This window comes from Clostridium sp. E02, from assembly GCF_003833015.1.
GTDB lineage: Bacteria > Bacillota > Clostridia > Lachnospirales > Lachnospiraceae > Lacrimispora.
In genome coordinates this window covers 25,942-41,140 of sequence record NZ_RJLQ01000016.1, presented here as the reverse complement: position 1 = coordinate 41,140, position 15,199 = coordinate 25,942, and the positions used below count along the sequence as shown (strand labels likewise).

Annotated in this window: 14 protein-coding genes; 12 read left to right on the top strand and 2 right to left on the bottom strand. The window is 39.9% G+C overall.

What is annotated here, in order from left to right:
* The first annotated feature begins 1 nt into the window (after position 1).
* From EFT72_RS12890 to EFT72_RS12860, 7 genes are all read left to right on the top strand, one after another.
* Complete coding sequence (locus EFT72_RS12890) at positions 2-829, top strand: PTS system mannose/fructose/sorbose family transporter subunit IID (protein WP_124067333.1); 828 nt, start codon at positions 2-4, stop codon at positions 827-829.
* A 15-nt stretch (positions 830-844) separates the two neighbouring features.
* Positions 845-1,981 carry a DgaE family pyridoxal phosphate-dependent ammonia lyase gene (locus tag EFT72_RS12885; protein WP_124067332.1) on the top strand — a complete coding sequence of 379 codons (1,137 nt, stop codon included), beginning with the start codon at positions 845-847 and terminating at the stop codon, positions 1,979-1,981.
* Positions 1,978-2,712 carry a KDGP aldolase gene (locus EFT72_RS12880; protein WP_124067331.1) on the top strand — a complete coding sequence of 245 codons (735 nt, stop codon included), beginning with the start codon at positions 1,978-1,980 and terminating at the stop codon, positions 2,710-2,712. The genes EFT72_RS12885 and EFT72_RS12880 overlap by 4 nt, the downstream gene beginning before the upstream one ends.
* Before the next feature lie 136 nt (positions 2,713-2,848).
* On the top strand, positions 2,849-3,376 hold the full coding sequence (locus EFT72_RS12875; protein ID WP_206426652.1) for a PTS glucose transporter subunit IIA: 528 nt from the start codon (positions 2,849-2,851) through the stop codon (positions 3,374-3,376).
* A 14-nt stretch (positions 3,377-3,390) separates the two neighbouring features.
* Positions 3,391-4,233 (top strand): PRD domain-containing protein, encoded by an 843-nt coding sequence (locus EFT72_RS12870; protein WP_124067330.1) that lies wholly within the window; start codon positions 3,391-3,393, stop codon positions 4,231-4,233.
* A gap of 2 nt (positions 4,234-4,235) precedes the next feature.
* Positions 4,236-5,651, top strand: a complete 1,416-nt coding sequence (locus tag EFT72_RS12865) for a PTS transporter subunit EIIC (protein WP_206426651.1) — start codon at positions 4,236-4,238, stop codon at positions 5,649-5,651.
* Between the two features lie 20 nt (positions 5,652-5,671).
* Positions 5,672-6,430, top strand: coding sequence for a ChbG/HpnK family deacetylase (locus EFT72_RS12860; RefSeq protein WP_124067328.1), 759 nt, complete (start codon positions 5,672-5,674; stop codon positions 6,428-6,430).
* A gap of 14 nt (positions 6,431-6,444) precedes the next feature.
* Here EFT72_RS12860 and EFT72_RS12855 read toward each other — a convergent pair whose 3' ends face one another.
* Positions 6,445-7,182, bottom strand: a complete 738-nt coding sequence (locus EFT72_RS12855) for a GntR family transcriptional regulator (RefSeq protein ID WP_124067327.1) — start codon at positions 7,180-7,182, stop codon at positions 6,445-6,447.
* Positions 7,183-7,218: 36 nt separating this feature from the next.
* Positions 7,219-8,418: an enolase C-terminal domain-like protein gene (locus EFT72_RS12850; protein ID WP_124067326.1), complete on the bottom strand. Its 1,200-nt coding sequence runs from the start codon at positions 8,416-8,418 to the stop codon at positions 7,219-7,221.
* 284 nt (positions 8,419-8,702) lie between these two features.
* Here EFT72_RS12850 and EFT72_RS12845 point away from each other — a divergent pair, with 284 nt between their 5' ends.
* The 5 genes from EFT72_RS12845 (at position 8,703) to EFT72_RS12825 (ending at position 15,195) form a co-directional block, all read left to right on the top strand.
* Positions 8,703-10,061: a PTS transporter subunit EIIC gene (locus EFT72_RS12845; protein WP_124067325.1), complete on the top strand. Its 1,359-nt coding sequence runs from the start codon at positions 8,703-8,705 to the stop codon at positions 10,059-10,061.
* 63 nt (positions 10,062-10,124) lie between these two features.
* Positions 10,125-10,577, top strand: coding sequence for a GNAT family N-acetyltransferase (locus EFT72_RS12840; protein ID WP_124067324.1), 453 nt, complete (start codon positions 10,125-10,127; stop codon positions 10,575-10,577).
* 225 nt (positions 10,578-10,802) lie between these two features.
* The gene (locus EFT72_RS12835) at positions 10,803-11,642 is read left to right on the top strand and encodes a PRD domain-containing protein (protein WP_124067323.1); all 840 of its coding nucleotides are present in this window, start codon (positions 10,803-10,805) and stop codon (positions 11,640-11,642) included.
* A gap of 210 nt (positions 11,643-11,852) precedes the next feature.
* Complete coding sequence (locus EFT72_RS12830; protein ID WP_124067322.1) at positions 11,853-13,730, top strand: beta-glucoside-specific PTS transporter subunit IIABC; 1,878 nt, start codon at positions 11,853-11,855, stop codon at positions 13,728-13,730.
* Between the two features lie 19 nt (positions 13,731-13,749).
* Positions 13,750-15,195, top strand: coding sequence for a glycoside hydrolase family 1 protein (locus EFT72_RS12825; protein WP_124067321.1), 1,446 nt, complete (start codon positions 13,750-13,752; stop codon positions 15,193-15,195).
* Positions 15,196-15,199 lie beyond the last annotated feature (4 nt).

Here is a 15,199-nt window from a genome sequence, read left to right as displayed (position 1 = left end):
GATGGCAGATCAGACACCGTTAAAGAAGTTAAACAAAAAAGACATTACAAAATCCATGTGGATTTACTACGCAGGTGCAGAACTTTCAAACTCTTATGAGCGTTTGCAGAGTCTTGTGTTTTGCGCATCCATGACACCAGTCCTAAAAAAACTTTATGATACAGATGAAGAATTAAGTACAGCTTTAAAACGTCACCTGGTTTTCTTTAATACGGAAGGAGTCTTTGGTGCCATCATTCAGGGAATTGCCATATCCATGGAAGAGCAGAAAGCCAATGGGGAAAATGTAACCGATGAGGCCATCACGGGAATTAAGACCGGACTGATGGGGCCTATCGCAGGTATGGGGGATGCCATCGTCTGGGCGGCAATTATGCCCATTATTATTTCTATTTTCCTTCCATTTGCAAGCAATGGTTCTGCATTAGGAGGAATTCTACCACTGATTCTGTATCCTGCAATTACTATTGCAATTGCCTATGGGCTGATCCATAACGGATATACGCTTGGAAAAAAATCAGTGGTATCTCTGCTTCATGGTGGAAAGATGAAGTCCATCATCTTCACGGCGAATGTAATTGGACTTACCATGATGGGGGCATTGTCGGCAAGCTATGTAACCATAACGACACCATTAAAATTTGGTTTTTCCAGTGGGACGGAAATCGTGATACAGGACATATTAAATACCATAGCACCTGGGCTCCTTCCGTTGGCGGCTGTATTTATCATTTATTATTATATGAGAAAGAAGGGACCATATTATAACCGTATCCTGCTGACCGTAGTGGCAGTCTCCATTATCACTTCACTGTTGGGAATCTTATAAGTCGAGAGGAAAAATATGGATAATATATATCGAAAAAATGGATTAAAAACCGTAATCAATGCGTCTGGTAGAATGACAAAATTAGGGGTATCAACCATATCAGAAGGAGTTGGAAAAACTCTGGTAGAAGCAGCAGAAAACTATGTGGTGGTTGATCATTTATATGCTTTTGCTGGAAAAAAAATAGGTCGTATGATAGGCACAGAGGATGCATGTGTGACAAGCAGTGCTTCTGCTGGAATCGCTTTGTCTGTAGCTGCTTTAATCTGTGAGGGGAACTTACAAAAGGTAAAGCATCTCTATGAGATTCTTCCTGAAATCACCAAGAGAGAAGTCATCCTTTTGAAAGGGCACCATGTGGATTTTGGTGCACCGGTTGCTGAGATGATCCAGTTAGGAGGTGGGAAAATCGTAGAGGCCGGTTATGCCAATGGATCCACACTAGAGGACATAAGCCGGGCGGTGACAGCACATACGCTGGCGATTTTTTACGTCAAATCCCATCACTGCGTGCAAAAGGATATGGTGGATGCAAAATCAGTGATTCAACTGGCGAACCAATTGGGAATTCCATGCATTGTAGATGCCGCAGCCGAAGAAGATTTAAAGATATATTCCTCCATGGGAGCAGATTTTGTATGCTACAGTGGGGCAAAGGCAGTTGAGGGTCCTACCAGTGGGTTTGTAGCCTGCAAGACGAGTAAACTGGCAGATCATATGCGGATGCAGTATAAGGGGATTGGGCGTGCCATGAAGGTGGGAAAAGAATGCACCATGGGACTTTTAAGGGCACTGGAAGAATACATGATGGGAGAAAAAAAGGAGGTTGTAACAAAGGAGGATCTAGAAACGTTTGCAGCGCGAGTGGGAGAAATACCAGGGTGTAAAACTTCGATCATAAAAGATGAGGCTGGAAGAGAGATCTATCGTTGTAAAATCAGTTTTTCTCCTGAGCAATATGGATTTGATGCAAATGAGGTAGGGAAGAAATTGCAAGAGGGAGAGGTCTCTATATTCACCAGAGACTATCAAGCGAACATAGGATCGCTTGCAATCGATCCAAGGCCGTTAAAATGCGTGGATGAGCTGGATCAAATATACCAAAGGGTTTTAGAAATCCATAGATCAGCAGATGGGGGAATGAGAGAATGAATGGATTAAATTTTTATAAGGGAAGAGTTTGCTTAAACTGTCTGACCAATACTATTGAAAATGCAAAAGCTATCTATGAGACAGCAAATTGCCATGTGGCGGTTGGAATCTTATCAGCAAATTATAAAGATGTAGAAAGCGCAGTCCGAGAAATGAAAAAATTTCAGGAAGCTGTGGATAACAACATTTCAGTTGGACTTGGTGGTGGAAATCCCAAACAGTGGAAGGCCGTAGCGGAAATTTCCGGTGAGATTAAGCCAAAGCATATCAATCAAACATTTACGGCTGGAGGGTATACCAGAGCCAGAACCGGGGAAGGACCATTTCTAAATTCCATGGTTGCACCTTCTGGGTATCCGGGTTTTGTGAAAATTTCAACAGGCCCTTTGAGCAAAGAACTAGAGCCAGCGGTGGTGCCGGTGAAAACTGCGATCGCTATGGCAAGGGAACAGGGAGCTGATTCTTTAAAGTACTTCCCTATGGGAGGGCTTGATGTTCGGGGTGAATATGAAGTGGTCGCAATGGCCTGTGCTGAAGCGGATTTTGGATTAGAGCCAACGGGTGGGATCAATCTGGAGAATTTTAAGGAAATCCTTGAAATTGCGGTATCTGCAGGCGTTAAGCACGTCATCCCTCATGTCTATTCATCCATTATTGATCCAGATTCTGGTTGTACCAGAATTGAAGATGTAAAGAGTTTGTATGAAATCATAGAGGAAGTTGTGAAATAAAAATGACGAAAACTATTGCTAATAATTGAAATAAAGTGTATAATATAGATATAAAAAGGCTTGTAACTCCTTCGGAGGCATTACCTTAAGAACAGTTTAACTGTTTTTTTGTGTATTGCAACGAAGGAGTTTTTTAATGTGCGCAGTTAGAATCCTTCAATATGATATAAGGAGAGATGAGATGTTAGGTTTCTTAAAAAAAGATAAAAAAGAAGTGATTTTATATGCTCCAGTCGATGGGGACAGTATTTCACTGGATACCGTTAAAGATAAAATGTTCGCTGAAAAAATGTTGGGAGATGGAATTGCATTTTCTTATGAGGGGAGTATGGTTTGTTCCCCTTGCGATGGCACTGTGATTATGATTGCAGATACCTTACATGCTTTTGGAATCAAAGCAGATAATGGTGCGGAGATTATGATTCACATTGGAATGAATACCGTTGCATTAGAGGGGAAAGGATTTAAAAAGCTTGTAGATGTAAACGAAAAAGTGAAAAAAGGCACGCCGATTATCGAGTTAGATCGTACTGTGTTGGTAGAATCGGGAGTTGATCTTACAACACCTATGATACTATTAAATGGAGGTGACTATTCATTTACGATTAAAGAACCTACAGCTGGGTTAAAAAGTGGCGAAGACGAGGTGATTCGTTTTCATTAGGAGGGTGATTTCTTATGGAGGTAATAAAAAAAATCAATAATAATGTTGCGATTTGCATCGATGGAAATGGCAAAGAATTAATTGCCTTCGGTAAAGGAATCGGTTTTCCTGAAACTCCATATGAAATTCAGGATATGGGGAGAATTTCTCGTACGTTTTATGGAGTTGATGCGGGATATTTTGATTTGTTAAATGAAATACCAGAAGATATATTTGAAATATCTGCGAAAATAGTTGAATATGCGAAAACAATTCTATGCGCAGAGTTAAATGGGAATATCGTATTTACACTCGCAGATCACATTCATTTTGCAATGATCAGATATCAGAAAAAAATGTTTGTGAATATGCCGATTATGTATGATATTCAACATTTGTATCCAAAGGAGATGCAGATAGGCGAACATGCACTTCAGTACATTAACGATTGCAAAAAAATTCGATTGGCGAAGGAAGAAGCAGCCAGTATTGCCATGCATTTTATTAATGCGGAGAGCGTTACCAGGAAAGCAAAGGATTCCTCTCATGAATTGATTGAAGATGTAACAGCGATTATCGAAGACTTTTTTCAAATTACAATTGATCGAAATGGGTTTAATAATTCCAGATTTGTCTCTCATATGCAGTATTTATTGCAACGGCAGAAGATTGATCAGGGATTACTAAGTGGCAATGTACGATTGTTTACGACCATGAAGGACGAGTATCCCAAAACCTATAACTGTGTATTACAAATTAAGGATTATTTGAAACGAGAGATCGACTGGGATTCTAGCGACGAAGAATTGCTTTACTTTATGCTTCATATCAATCGTTTGTGTTCAAGGGAAAATTGGGAAGGAAATAAGGAGGAATAGAGATGGATAAACAAGATTATAATAAATTAGCAAAAAACGTATTAGATGCCGTTGGCGGCAAAGAAAATGTATTAAGCGTTACACATTGTATAACAAGATTAAGATTTATCCTTAAAGATCAAAGTATACCAAAGGATAAGGAAGTTGAATTAATTAGTGGTGTCGTTGGTATCATGCACAGCGCTGGACAGTATCAGGTTGTGATTGGACAGGCGGTGGATCAGGTATATGACGAACTTTGCAAGGTTGGAGGATTTTCTAGTACAGAGTCTGCATTGGAGGAAAATACAAAGGGAAAGAAAAAAGTTACATTAAAATCTATTGGAAATGGGATATTGGATTACATGGCAGGAAGCTTAACTCCATTGATCCCGGCATTGATTACAGCAGCCCTTTTTAAAACTTTGGCAGCAGTTCTTGGCCCGGATATGTTTGGTTTATTAAGTAAAACTAGTGATCTCTATACGTTATTTACATTTGTTGGAGATGCAGCTTTTTATTTCTTCCCTGTTATTATCGGATATACAGCGGCAAAGAAATTAAATTGTAGTCCTATTCTTAGCATGTTTCTAGGTGCAATTTTAATTCATCCTACGCTTGTAAATATGGCAACAGAGGGGACTAAATTTACTGTTTTTGGGATTCCTAGCAGTGTACAAAGCTATACTGCAACCATTATTCCCATATTTTTATCCGTATGGGTGCTATCCTATGTTGAGAAGTTTTTTAATAAAGTGATTCCTTCCATGTTAAAGATTGTATTCGCTCCATTTTTGACGATTTTAGTTATGCTTCCAATTACATTATGTGTGTTAGGACCTGCAGGAGCTTTCGTTGGGAAATATATCTGTGATGGACTATTAGCAATGGGTAATTTTGGCGGTGTGGCTACGTTTCTGGCGATTGCGCTTATTGGTGCCTTGTGGGAGTTCTTAGTTATGAGCGGTATGCACTGGGTATTAATTTCTACTATGATAGTTGTCATTTCATCATCTGGACAGGAAAGTGTAGTATCTGCTGCAGTTGTAGCAGCAAGTTTTTCCGTTGGTGGAATGTGTTTCGGAGCGGCTCTTCGCCAAAAGAAAGCTGGGGATAAGTCAGTTTCCATTAGCTATGTTGTAGCGCAGGTAATTGGTGGTGTCACAGAGCCGGGTTTATATGGGATTGGATTTCGCTATAAAAGACCATTCATTGGTATGGCAATCGGTGGATTTGCAGGTGCCTTATACGGTGCAATAGTTGGGCTAACTGCTTATAATATCGTGCCAGTAGCCAGCTTTCTTTGTGTATTGGGGTATTCAGGCGGTTCTACCATGAACTTTGTAAATGCAATAATTTCGGGTGTAATTGCATTTGTCGTGGCAGCGGTTGCAACTTACGTGATTGGATTGGATAAGAACGATAAAATGGCAGTATAAGGAAAGTGAGGTTTACAACAATGAAACGTTTGATGGTTCGTGCAGATGATTTGGGTTATAGTGAAGGCATCAATTATGGAATTGAAAAAACTGTAAAGGAAGGTGTAGTTCGAAATATTGGATTTATGGTAAATATGCCAGCAAGCCAACATGGATTTGATTTGATAAAAAATGAAGATACCTGTCTTGGACAGCATACCAATATTTGTGTGGGAGATCCAATCATGGATCCAAAGCTGATACCAAGTATCGTACAGGAAAATGGAGGGTTTAAATCTTCCAGAGAATATCGTGAAGCATTTAAAAAAAAGGAAGACTTTGTTGTATTAGATGAGGTGATACTTGAAATTGAGGCACAATATGAGCGGTTTGTGGCAATCACAGGAAGACAGCCCCAGTATTTTGAAGGGCATGCAGTTGAAAGTGTAAACTTTATGAAGGGATTAGAAATTGTTGCAGACAGACATAATCTTAAATTCATCGATACATCCTTTGATGGAACACCGGTTGTGGCAAATAGCAAGAAGATGTATATGTGGATGGACAGTACATCGGAAAATTACGATCCCGAAAAATCGTTTCTCAACATGGTGGAGAACAGTCATGATGACGGATTTGATGTATTGATTTTTCATCCAGGATATTTAGATGATTATATTTTAACGCATTCATCCCTAACGATTCCGAGAACAAAAGAGGTTGAATATGCCTCAAGCAAACGCTTAAAAGATTATTTAACTGAAAATCAAATCAAGCTTTATACCTATGATGAGGTGTAAACCGTCCCTTTTGATTACTGCTTTTTATTTTTTTTCAACCGTTTCCTTCGTGACATATAAACTTCTTTGTTAAATGGAATGATATAGGTGCATTCGTAATGAATTGCACTGATCTTGCTGTAGACAAATATAGTGCCATCCTTTAAAACTCCACGTGATGTGATTTCCATCGCGGGAGTTCCTTTTTTGCATCCGATTAATTCCGCTTCTTCCCTCGTTAAAGATTTTGTTCGGTAATTGGTCATGAAATGAGAGATGTGATACTTATTTTTCAATGCATAATTCTGGATGGAATCCTCGATAATTTCCGGACTGAGTTCCGGAAAAAGACGGAAAGGAATCCAGCCTGTCTCGATTTGAGTGATTTCGTAACATACAATTCGAATCCGTTTATATTCCCAGACTTCTTCGTCTTTGTTTAAGTTGAAAATACTGATTAGGTTCGGCTCGGGGCGGACGCGTTTTAAGTAAAGCATCTTTGATTGAAGATCCTCATATGGAACTTCAATCAAAGAATTATAGACAAGGGGATTGCCAAGAGCACGAGCGCGAATATAATTCCCATCTCCCTGAGTGGCGGAGATAAGTCCGATGTTTTGCAGGCGCTTTAATGCTTTTTGTATGGTAAAACGGGAGACTTGATAGGCACAAGCTAAGTCTCTTTGGGTTGGAAGTTTGTTATCCCAGAATTTTTGTTGAAAGATTTTACTAATTAAATCAATTACAATAAATTCAGTTTTTTTTGAACTCATAGTTGCCACCTCCATTGGTCTGTATTAGAAAGTGATTTAAGGGGTGATAATTGTACCATCTGGAATCCGGCTTTGAGTCCACTCATGGGGGCGGTAGATTACCGGATATTTGACGATTTCTTCTTCATTAATATCAACACCGATTCCGGGGCGGTCAATTGGATAAAAGTACCCCCCTTTCGATTCATTATATCCAGGAAATATGAGTTTGATTTTATCCTTCAGTTCGATGTCTTCCTGAATGGCAGCATTATGCAGATGAATATTTAGGTGGGTATTGACTGCAATCCCGATGGGAGTGATATCCGATGGGGTATGCCAGGCAATCCGAATTCCAAATGATTCACACAGTGCTGCGATTTTGATTGCAGGTGTGATTCCGCCAATCTGTGACACGTGGCAGCGTAAGAAGTCAATCTGCCGATTTACAATCAAGTGTTTCCATTCCATTGGATTGTTAAACAGTTCACCGGTTGCAATGGGAGCGGAACACTGACTGCGTAATTGGGATAACCATTCGTTTTGATCAGGAGGAAGAAGATCTTCGATAAAGTAAGGCTTGTATTGCTCCAGATCTTTGGCAAACTGAATGGCTTGATTGGGAAATAAACGTTCATGTACGTCGTGAAGAATGTGGAATTTACTGCCATATTTTTTTCGGATTTTAGAAAACATGTTAACGGTATTGCGCATATAGTCATCCTGGTCAAAATAGGTTCCTAAAACTGGGTTTTCAGGTGTTGTCAATTGATCTGGAATCCCCCCGTAAAATCCAAGTTGGCAGCGAATGTGGTGATAACCTTCCTTTAGTATTTGGTCAATTTCCTGATAGAGATCTTCCATAGAATCGGCCACTGCATGGGTATATGCCGGTACCGCAGTACGGGATTTACCTCCCAACAGCTGATACAATGGCATATCAGCAAGCTTCCCCTTAATATCCCAAAGAGCCATGTCAACACCGGATACCGCATTGTTAATGACAGGTCCGTTTCTCCAGTAGGAATTCACCATCATTAGATTCCATAGATCTTCGATGTCACTCGCATCGCGGCCAATGAGGATAGGCTTTAAGTAATCGTCTATCGCAGATTTTACTGCCAATGGACGCTGTTGAAATGTTGCACAGCCCACACCATAAATCCCTTTATTCGTAAAAACCTTTACCGCTACCAGATTATGCCGCTCTGGATTCGTAATATAGCAGCGAACGTCTGTAATAAGAACTTGTTTCATGTCAAATACTCCTTTGTTCCTTGTTGCGTGTTTTAAGTATAACTTGATAAACCTAATTTAAACATAGGCGGAGAGCGATGTCAATATAGCTTTTTTGATTTGGAAAAATGCTATAATAAACAGTCCAATTTTATGATTTATGTTTAAAAAACCACGTGTTTACAAGGGTTTTAACAAAAAACAATTTAAAAATGGACCAGTTTACAAAAAAATATGCCTATGCTATATTGAGACTGCAAAGCACGTGCCTAGAAGAGTAAAAATGAAGGAGGTAACATTGAAAAGTGGAAAAGCGGGAAGTAGTAACTAAAATAGTGGAATATGTCGGCGGGAAAGACAACATAGTAAATGCATGGCATTGTATGACTAGACTTCGGTTTGATTTAAAAAACAAAAATATGATTCAGGTGGAAGAAATAAAGCAGTTAGAGGGAGTGATGGGAGTCCAGTTTGCCAAGGATCAGCTTCAGGTTGTGATAGGAACCAGTGTGCATAAGTATTATGAGATCTTGATGGGGATGTTAGATCTGAATGAGAACAAAACAGCAACGAAGAAAGAGGAAAACCAGAAGAAAGACTTTATTACCTGGTTTATGGATATGGTTTCTGGTGTATTTGGACCAATCGTTCCTGCCATTGCCGGAGCGGGTATGATTAAGGGATTAATCGGTGGTCTGGTGGCATTGGGGGTTATCACAAATACAACGGACACATACAAAATTATTGATATGTTGGCGAGTGGTGTATTTACGTTTCTTCCTTTCTTTATTGCAGTGTCTGCAGCAAAGAAATTTAAAACAAATGAATATTTGGCGACGGCAATTGCTTCTATTATTATGTATCCAACCATGGTTGAAGCAGCCAAGGCAAAGGAAATCAGCAGCTTTTTATTTGGTGGCGTAATTCCGATTCCGGTATTTAATTATTCTGGTTCGGTCATACCAATTATATTTGGTGTGTTTGCTTTAAGCTATATCTATAAATGGGTAGATAAGACGGTACCGGAAGCAGCAAGGACCGTTGTTACCCCAACCTTGACGTTGCTGATATCAGGATTTTTTACACTGACTGTGATTGGTCCTGTTGGCATCTACATGGGCAAAGGGCTTGCAGGCATGTTGGATTTTTTATTTGGAATTTCTCCAATTTTTGCCGGTTTTGTAATGGGTCTCATACGCCCAGTGTCTATTCTGGTAGGTATGCACCACGCAATGACGCCCATTGCTTTGGAAAATTTTGCTACCAAAGGCTGGGATATGTTAATGCCGATGATGTTTATTGCAAATCTCTCCATTGTAGGTGCTGCTTGCGGTTGCTATTTTAAAGAAAAGACACAAAGGGATAAAGCAATTGTTCTTTCAGCCGTTTTATCTGGTATCCTTGGAATCACAGAGCCAGCTTTGTTTGGTGTTTTGACCAAGTATAAAAAAGGCTTTCTGGCTGCGACCATTGCAAGCTGTGTGGGAAGTGCATTCATTGGAGCATTCGGCGTAAAACTTTATGGTTATATTACTTCCAGTGTATTTAGCATCCCGGCTTATATTGGACCATATTTTATCTATGCGGCAATGGGGTGGATCATTGCATTTGGACTGTCTTTTCTATTATCCTATTTGTTTGTGGTGAAGATGGACAAAAAATAAAAAGATTGAGTGGAATGATCTTAAGTGTTATGATAAAAGAAAGCAAACAAAGGGGGAAATTATATGACAATTATTTCGATTCGAGAGTTTCCGGACTACGCGCAACAGGCAATCTTGTATTTTCAAAAGCATTGGGCGAATGAGGATAGTAAAATGGTCTATGAAGATTGTATTATGAGCTGTCTGCATTCTGGTTCCCCACTTCCTCAATGGTATCTGCTTTTTGATGAGGATAAAATTATAGGTGGCGCGGGACTTATTACCAATGATTTTATCAGTCGGATGGATTTATATCCCTGGCTTTGTGCGCTGTACATTGAAAAGGATTACCGGGGACATTCCTATGGCTCTTTTTTAATGGAGCGAATCAAAACCGATGCAAGAAAATTTGGATATAGCAATCTTTACCTTTGTACCGATCACATCGCTTTTTATGAACGGTATGATTTTAAATACATAGGAGATGGACACCATCCCTGGGGGCATAAGTCAAGAATCTATGAGATAGGTTTATAAATGAGTCTGATTAAGGAAGAAAAATTGTGCAATATATACAAAAATAATGAAAAAAATCATCGCATTTGCAAATAGATTTAAGAAAATCCATATGCTATACTAGTAGCATAATAGATTTGTAGTTTGTGACTGGTAAAGCAGGCAAGGTCTACAGTATAGTCGTCACGTATCATTATTATGTGATGGCTCCTGTACCTTGCTTATTTTGTTACATTGAAAGGGATTATGAAGATTGAGAAGGTATTGAATAATAATATGGTATTAACGCATAATACCGAAGGAAAAGAAATCATTCTAAAAGGTAAGGCCATAGGTTTTGGCAGGAAAAAGGGTGATTTGGTGGATCGGGGTCTGGTGGAACGGGTATTTATCCAGAATGATAAAAAAGATGCCCGCCATTTTGAAGAATATTTTGCAAAGCTTCCCCAGGAATATTGGGAAATCAGCGAACAGACTGTGGATTATGCGAAAAATGAATACGGGATGCAGTTGGAACCCAGAACCATTTTAACGATATGTGATCATATTGCAGGAGCGATGGATCGCTACCAGAGCGGTACCATTCTTCATAATGCCATGCTATGGGAAGGAAAACGGTTTTATCCCGATGAGTTTAAAGTAGGTCTTTATGCCATAGAATTAATACAAAAAAGGCTTAAAGTATCCATGGAAGAAGATGAAGCCATGTTTATCGCGTTTCATTTTGTCTATGGGCAGTTAAATCGAAAAGAGACAGAGGATTTGGAAACGATTACTGGTATTATCAAAGATATTGTTGAGATTGTGGAAACCTCTTTCCAAGTAAGGCTTAACGCAGAGTCCTGGGATTACCGACGGTTCGTGACGCATATCCGCTTTTTTGCTCAGCGCATGCTTCAAGGGAAACAGTATGAAGCGTCAGAGAATGAGTGGTATCAGATATTAAAGGACAAGTATCGCAGAGCTTACAACTGTATCGTTAAAATCGCAGACTACATCCATGACCGGTATCACTACGAGGTTGACCGGGAAGAGATGATGTATCTGATGATTCACATAGAAAAAGTAACGAGAGATTTGTTATAACCTGAATCATTTAAAACTGAGGACTGGGATTGTTACCAGATGAATAAAATCTGGGCAAGACCCTGCATAGAGAGTATGCCGCAATGGATTTGATTGCAGGCGGCTTTTTTTGCAGGGTCTTTTTGTTTGAATGAGAGGCGTTTTTAATGCCGGCCGGCAGACGCCTGATCAGATAGATAAAATAAATATTGTTTTAAGGAGGAAAAAGAGATGGCATTTGATTATAAAAAGACTGCGGAAACCGTGTTAGATAAAGTTGGCGGTGAAAAGAATGTATCAGGTCTTACCCATTGTATTACAAGACTGCGTTTCGTGTTAAAAGATGAGAGCATTCCAAACGCATCTGAGATTGAGAAAATACCAGGTGTAATCCGGGTGGTTCGTCAGGGCGGACAGTATCAGGTGGTAATTGGAAATGAGGTGTCCAATGTATATAATGAACTGTTAAAGCTTGGTCACTTTGAAGAGAGCACTGGGAATGGCAGCAGCGGGGAACATGAGAATCTATTTTCTCGCTTAGCAGGATTTATTGCCGGTTGTATGACGCCGTTGCTTCCAGCTATGCTTGGATGTGGTATGATTAAAGTGGTTCTTACTCTATTGACTACGTTTCAACTTGTTGAAACAAGTGGAAGTACCTATGTGATTTTAAATGCAGCAGGGGATGCATTCTTCTACTTCTTACCGGTTTTATTAGCAATGACAACGGCAAAGAGACTTGGATCTAATATTTATCTTGCTATGGTAATGGCTGCATTTTTAATTCATCCGGAAATTACAGCTCTTCTTTTACCGGGAAACAGCAGTTATTTTGGATTGCCGGTAACCAAAGCAGTTTATTCCTCTTCCGTACTTCCGGTTATGCTTATGGTACCGATTATGAAGTACATTGAGAAATTTGCGGATAAAATTTGTCCGAATATGGTGAAAATATTCTTAAAACCACTGATTGTTATTTTTATTTCGATTCCAATTGCTTTAATCGTGGTAGGCCCAATTGGCAGTATCATGGGTAATTTACTGGCAGACGGAATTAATTTCTTATATAGCAAAGCAGGATGGCTGACGATCATGATCTTATCTGCAGGCATGCCGTTTATCGTTATGACCGGAATGCATTATGCACTTGTGCCACTTGCTACCATTGGATTGGCAAGTTTGGGATTTGATGCCATCGTAGTGATTGCCATGTTCTGTTCCAATTTGGCTCAGGGTGGTGCAGCAATGGCTGTTGGATTTAAAAACAAAGAGAAAGAAGTAAAATCAACGGCATTTGCTTCCGGGGTCTCTGCCATTGTGGCAGGGGTAACGGAACCGGCAATGTACGGAGTTACGCTTAAATATAAAACCCCTATGATTGCAGCGGTGATTGGTGCAGGAGCTTCCGGTCTTTATGCAGGAATTACCCATATCGTCGCTTATACCATGGGCGGTTCTCCCTCTGGACTTTCCCTGATCCAGATGATTGGAGGAGAGGGATTTGGGAATATTATCAATGGTGCTATTGCTATGGTTATTTCCCTTGGGGTATCTTTTGTTATGACCCTAGTTCTTTATAAGAATAAGCCGACTCCAGATGAGAAAGAATCTCTTTCCCAGTCACAGGATGAATTAGAATCGGATCAACCACTTGTAACGACTATTTCTATAAAGAGCCCGATAAAAGGTGCGGTGATTCCCTTATCTCAGGTAGAGGATGCTGTTTTTTCAGGCGGAGTATTGGGAGAAGGGGCTGCGATCATTCCAACCGAAGGAAAAGTATATGCGCCAGCGGATGGGATCATCAGCGCAGTTGCAGATACAAAACATGCCATTGGTATGAAAACAGATACAGGAGCGGAAGTCCTGATCCATGTGGGTATGGATACCGTAAAGTTAGGTGGAGAAGGGTTTACCCTTCATTGCAAAGAGGGAGATAAGGTCAAAGAAGGAAGCTTATTGTTGGAATTTGATCAGGATAAATTAAAGAAAGCTGGATTATCATTAACCACTCCAGTGTTGATATCTAACATGAATCATTTTGTGAGTCTAAAAGTATGTGATATAAGTCAGGTTTTAGTAGGAGATAACTTATTAACAATTGTATAAGACTAGAAAGAGGTGCGGTATGTCAATATTTTCTGAGAATTTTTTGTGGGGCGGTGCAGTCGCTGCAAACCAATGCGAGGGTGCTTGGAACAAAGATGGAAAAGGGGTCTCTGCTTCTGATGTATGTACGGGAGGCTCCCATACCAAATCCAAGCGGATTACAAGAACGATAGAATCAGATACGTTTTATCCAAGTCACGAAGCCATTGATTTCTATCATCACTATAAGGAAGATATTGCTTTGTTTGCGGAAATGGGATTTAAAGTATTTCGTTTTTCCATAGCCTGGACCAGGATTTTCCCAACAGGCATGGAGACAGAACCAAATGAAGCTGGACTTAAGTTTTATGATCAGGTGATTGAGGAATGCCGAAACCACAACATTGAGCCACTGATTACAATATCCCACTATGAAATGCCTTTTGCACTCACGGAGAAATATAACGGCTGGGCATCTAGAGAATGCGTTGATTTGTTTGTAAATTATGCGAAGGTACTATTCAAACGCTATAAGGGAAAGGTAAAATACTGGCTTACGTTTAATGAAATCAATGCAGGAGCTATGCCAATGGGAGGATTTCTATCCTTGGGCATCTTAAATGAAGGAACCACTGATTTTATGAATCAGGTGGACATTCCAGAACTTCGTTTTCAGGGACTGCACCATCAATTTGTAGCCAGTGCCATGGCTGTTAAGGCGGGGCATGAAATTGATCCGGATTGTAAAATTGGCTGTATGATCTGCCACATTACCACGTATCCATTGACCTGCAATCCAGATGATGTCTTAAAAGCTCAGAGTCAGAATCAGATCTTAAATCAGTTCTGTGGGGATGTACAGGTTAGGGGAGAATATCCAAGCTTTATGGAACGGTATTTCAAGGAGAATGGGATCAACATAGAGATGAAACCAGGTGATCTTGAGACAATCAAAGAGGGGTGTGTGGATTACTATACGTTTAGCTACTACATGTCTAATTGTGTGACAGCATCCCCAGATCAGGCAACATCCTCAGGTAACCTAATGGGAGGAACGAAGAATCCATATTTGGAATCCAGTGATTGGGGCTGGCAGATTGATCCAAAAGGACTTCGCTACACCTTAAATGAACTTTATGGACGTTACCAGATCCCTCTTATGGTGGTTGAAAATGGCCTGGGTGCTTATGATAAGAAAGAAGAAGATGGAAGTATACAGGATAATTACCGCATTGATTATCTGAAAAAGCACATAGAACAGATGAGGGAAGCAGTAGAAGATGGTGTGGAGTTAATGGGATATACTCCATGGGGATGCATTGATCTAGTGAGTGCTTCTACTGGTGAGATGGCAAAGAGATATGGGTTTATCTATGTAGAAAAGTACGATGATGGAACCGGAGATTTAACCAGAAAGAAAAAGAAATCGTTTGAGTGGTACAAAAGCGTGATCCAGTCGAACGGAGAAAAACTGGAGAATGAATAAAAGA

Bases quoted from the DNA above. Each gene is read 5' to 3' on its own strand.
- EFT72_RS12890 (WP_124067333.1), top strand. From the start codon at position 2: ATGGCAGATCAGACACCGTTAAAGAAGTTAAACAAAAAAGACATTACA.
- EFT72_RS12885 (WP_124067332.1), top strand. From the start codon at position 845: ATGGATAATATATATCGAAAAAATGGATTAAAAACCGTAATCAATGCG.
- EFT72_RS12880 (WP_124067331.1), top strand. From the start codon at position 1,978: ATGAATGGATTAAATTTTTATAAGGGAAGAGTTTGCTTAAACTGTCTG.
- EFT72_RS12875 (WP_206426652.1), top strand. From the start codon at position 2,849: ATGTGCGCAGTTAGAATCCTTCAATATGATATAAGGAGAGATGAGATG.
- EFT72_RS12870 (WP_124067330.1), top strand. From the start codon at position 3,391: ATGGAGGTAATAAAAAAAATCAATAATAATGTTGCGATTTGCATCGAT.
- EFT72_RS12865 (WP_206426651.1), top strand. From the start codon at position 4,236: ATGGATAAACAAGATTATAATAAATTAGCAAAAAACGTATTAGATGCC.
- EFT72_RS12860 (WP_124067328.1), top strand. From the start codon at position 5,672: ATGAAACGTTTGATGGTTCGTGCAGATGATTTGGGTTATAGTGAAGGC.
- EFT72_RS12855 (WP_124067327.1), bottom strand. From the start codon at position 7,182: ATGAGTTCAAAAAAAACTGAATTTATTGTAATTGATTTAATTAGTAAA.
- EFT72_RS12850 (WP_124067326.1), bottom strand. From the start codon at position 8,418: ATGAAACAAGTTCTTATTACAGACGTTCGCTGCTATATTACGAATCCA.
- EFT72_RS12840 (WP_124067324.1), top strand. From the start codon at position 10,125: ATGACAATTATTTCGATTCGAGAGTTTCCGGACTACGCGCAACAGGCA.
- EFT72_RS12835 (WP_124067323.1), top strand. From the start codon at position 10,803: ATGAAGATTGAGAAGGTATTGAATAATAATATGGTATTAACGCATAAT.
- EFT72_RS12830 (WP_124067322.1), top strand. From the start codon at position 11,853: ATGGCATTTGATTATAAAAAGACTGCGGAAACCGTGTTAGATAAAGTT.
- EFT72_RS12825 (WP_124067321.1), top strand. From the start codon at position 13,750: ATGTCAATATTTTCTGAGAATTTTTTGTGGGGCGGTGCAGTCGCTGCA.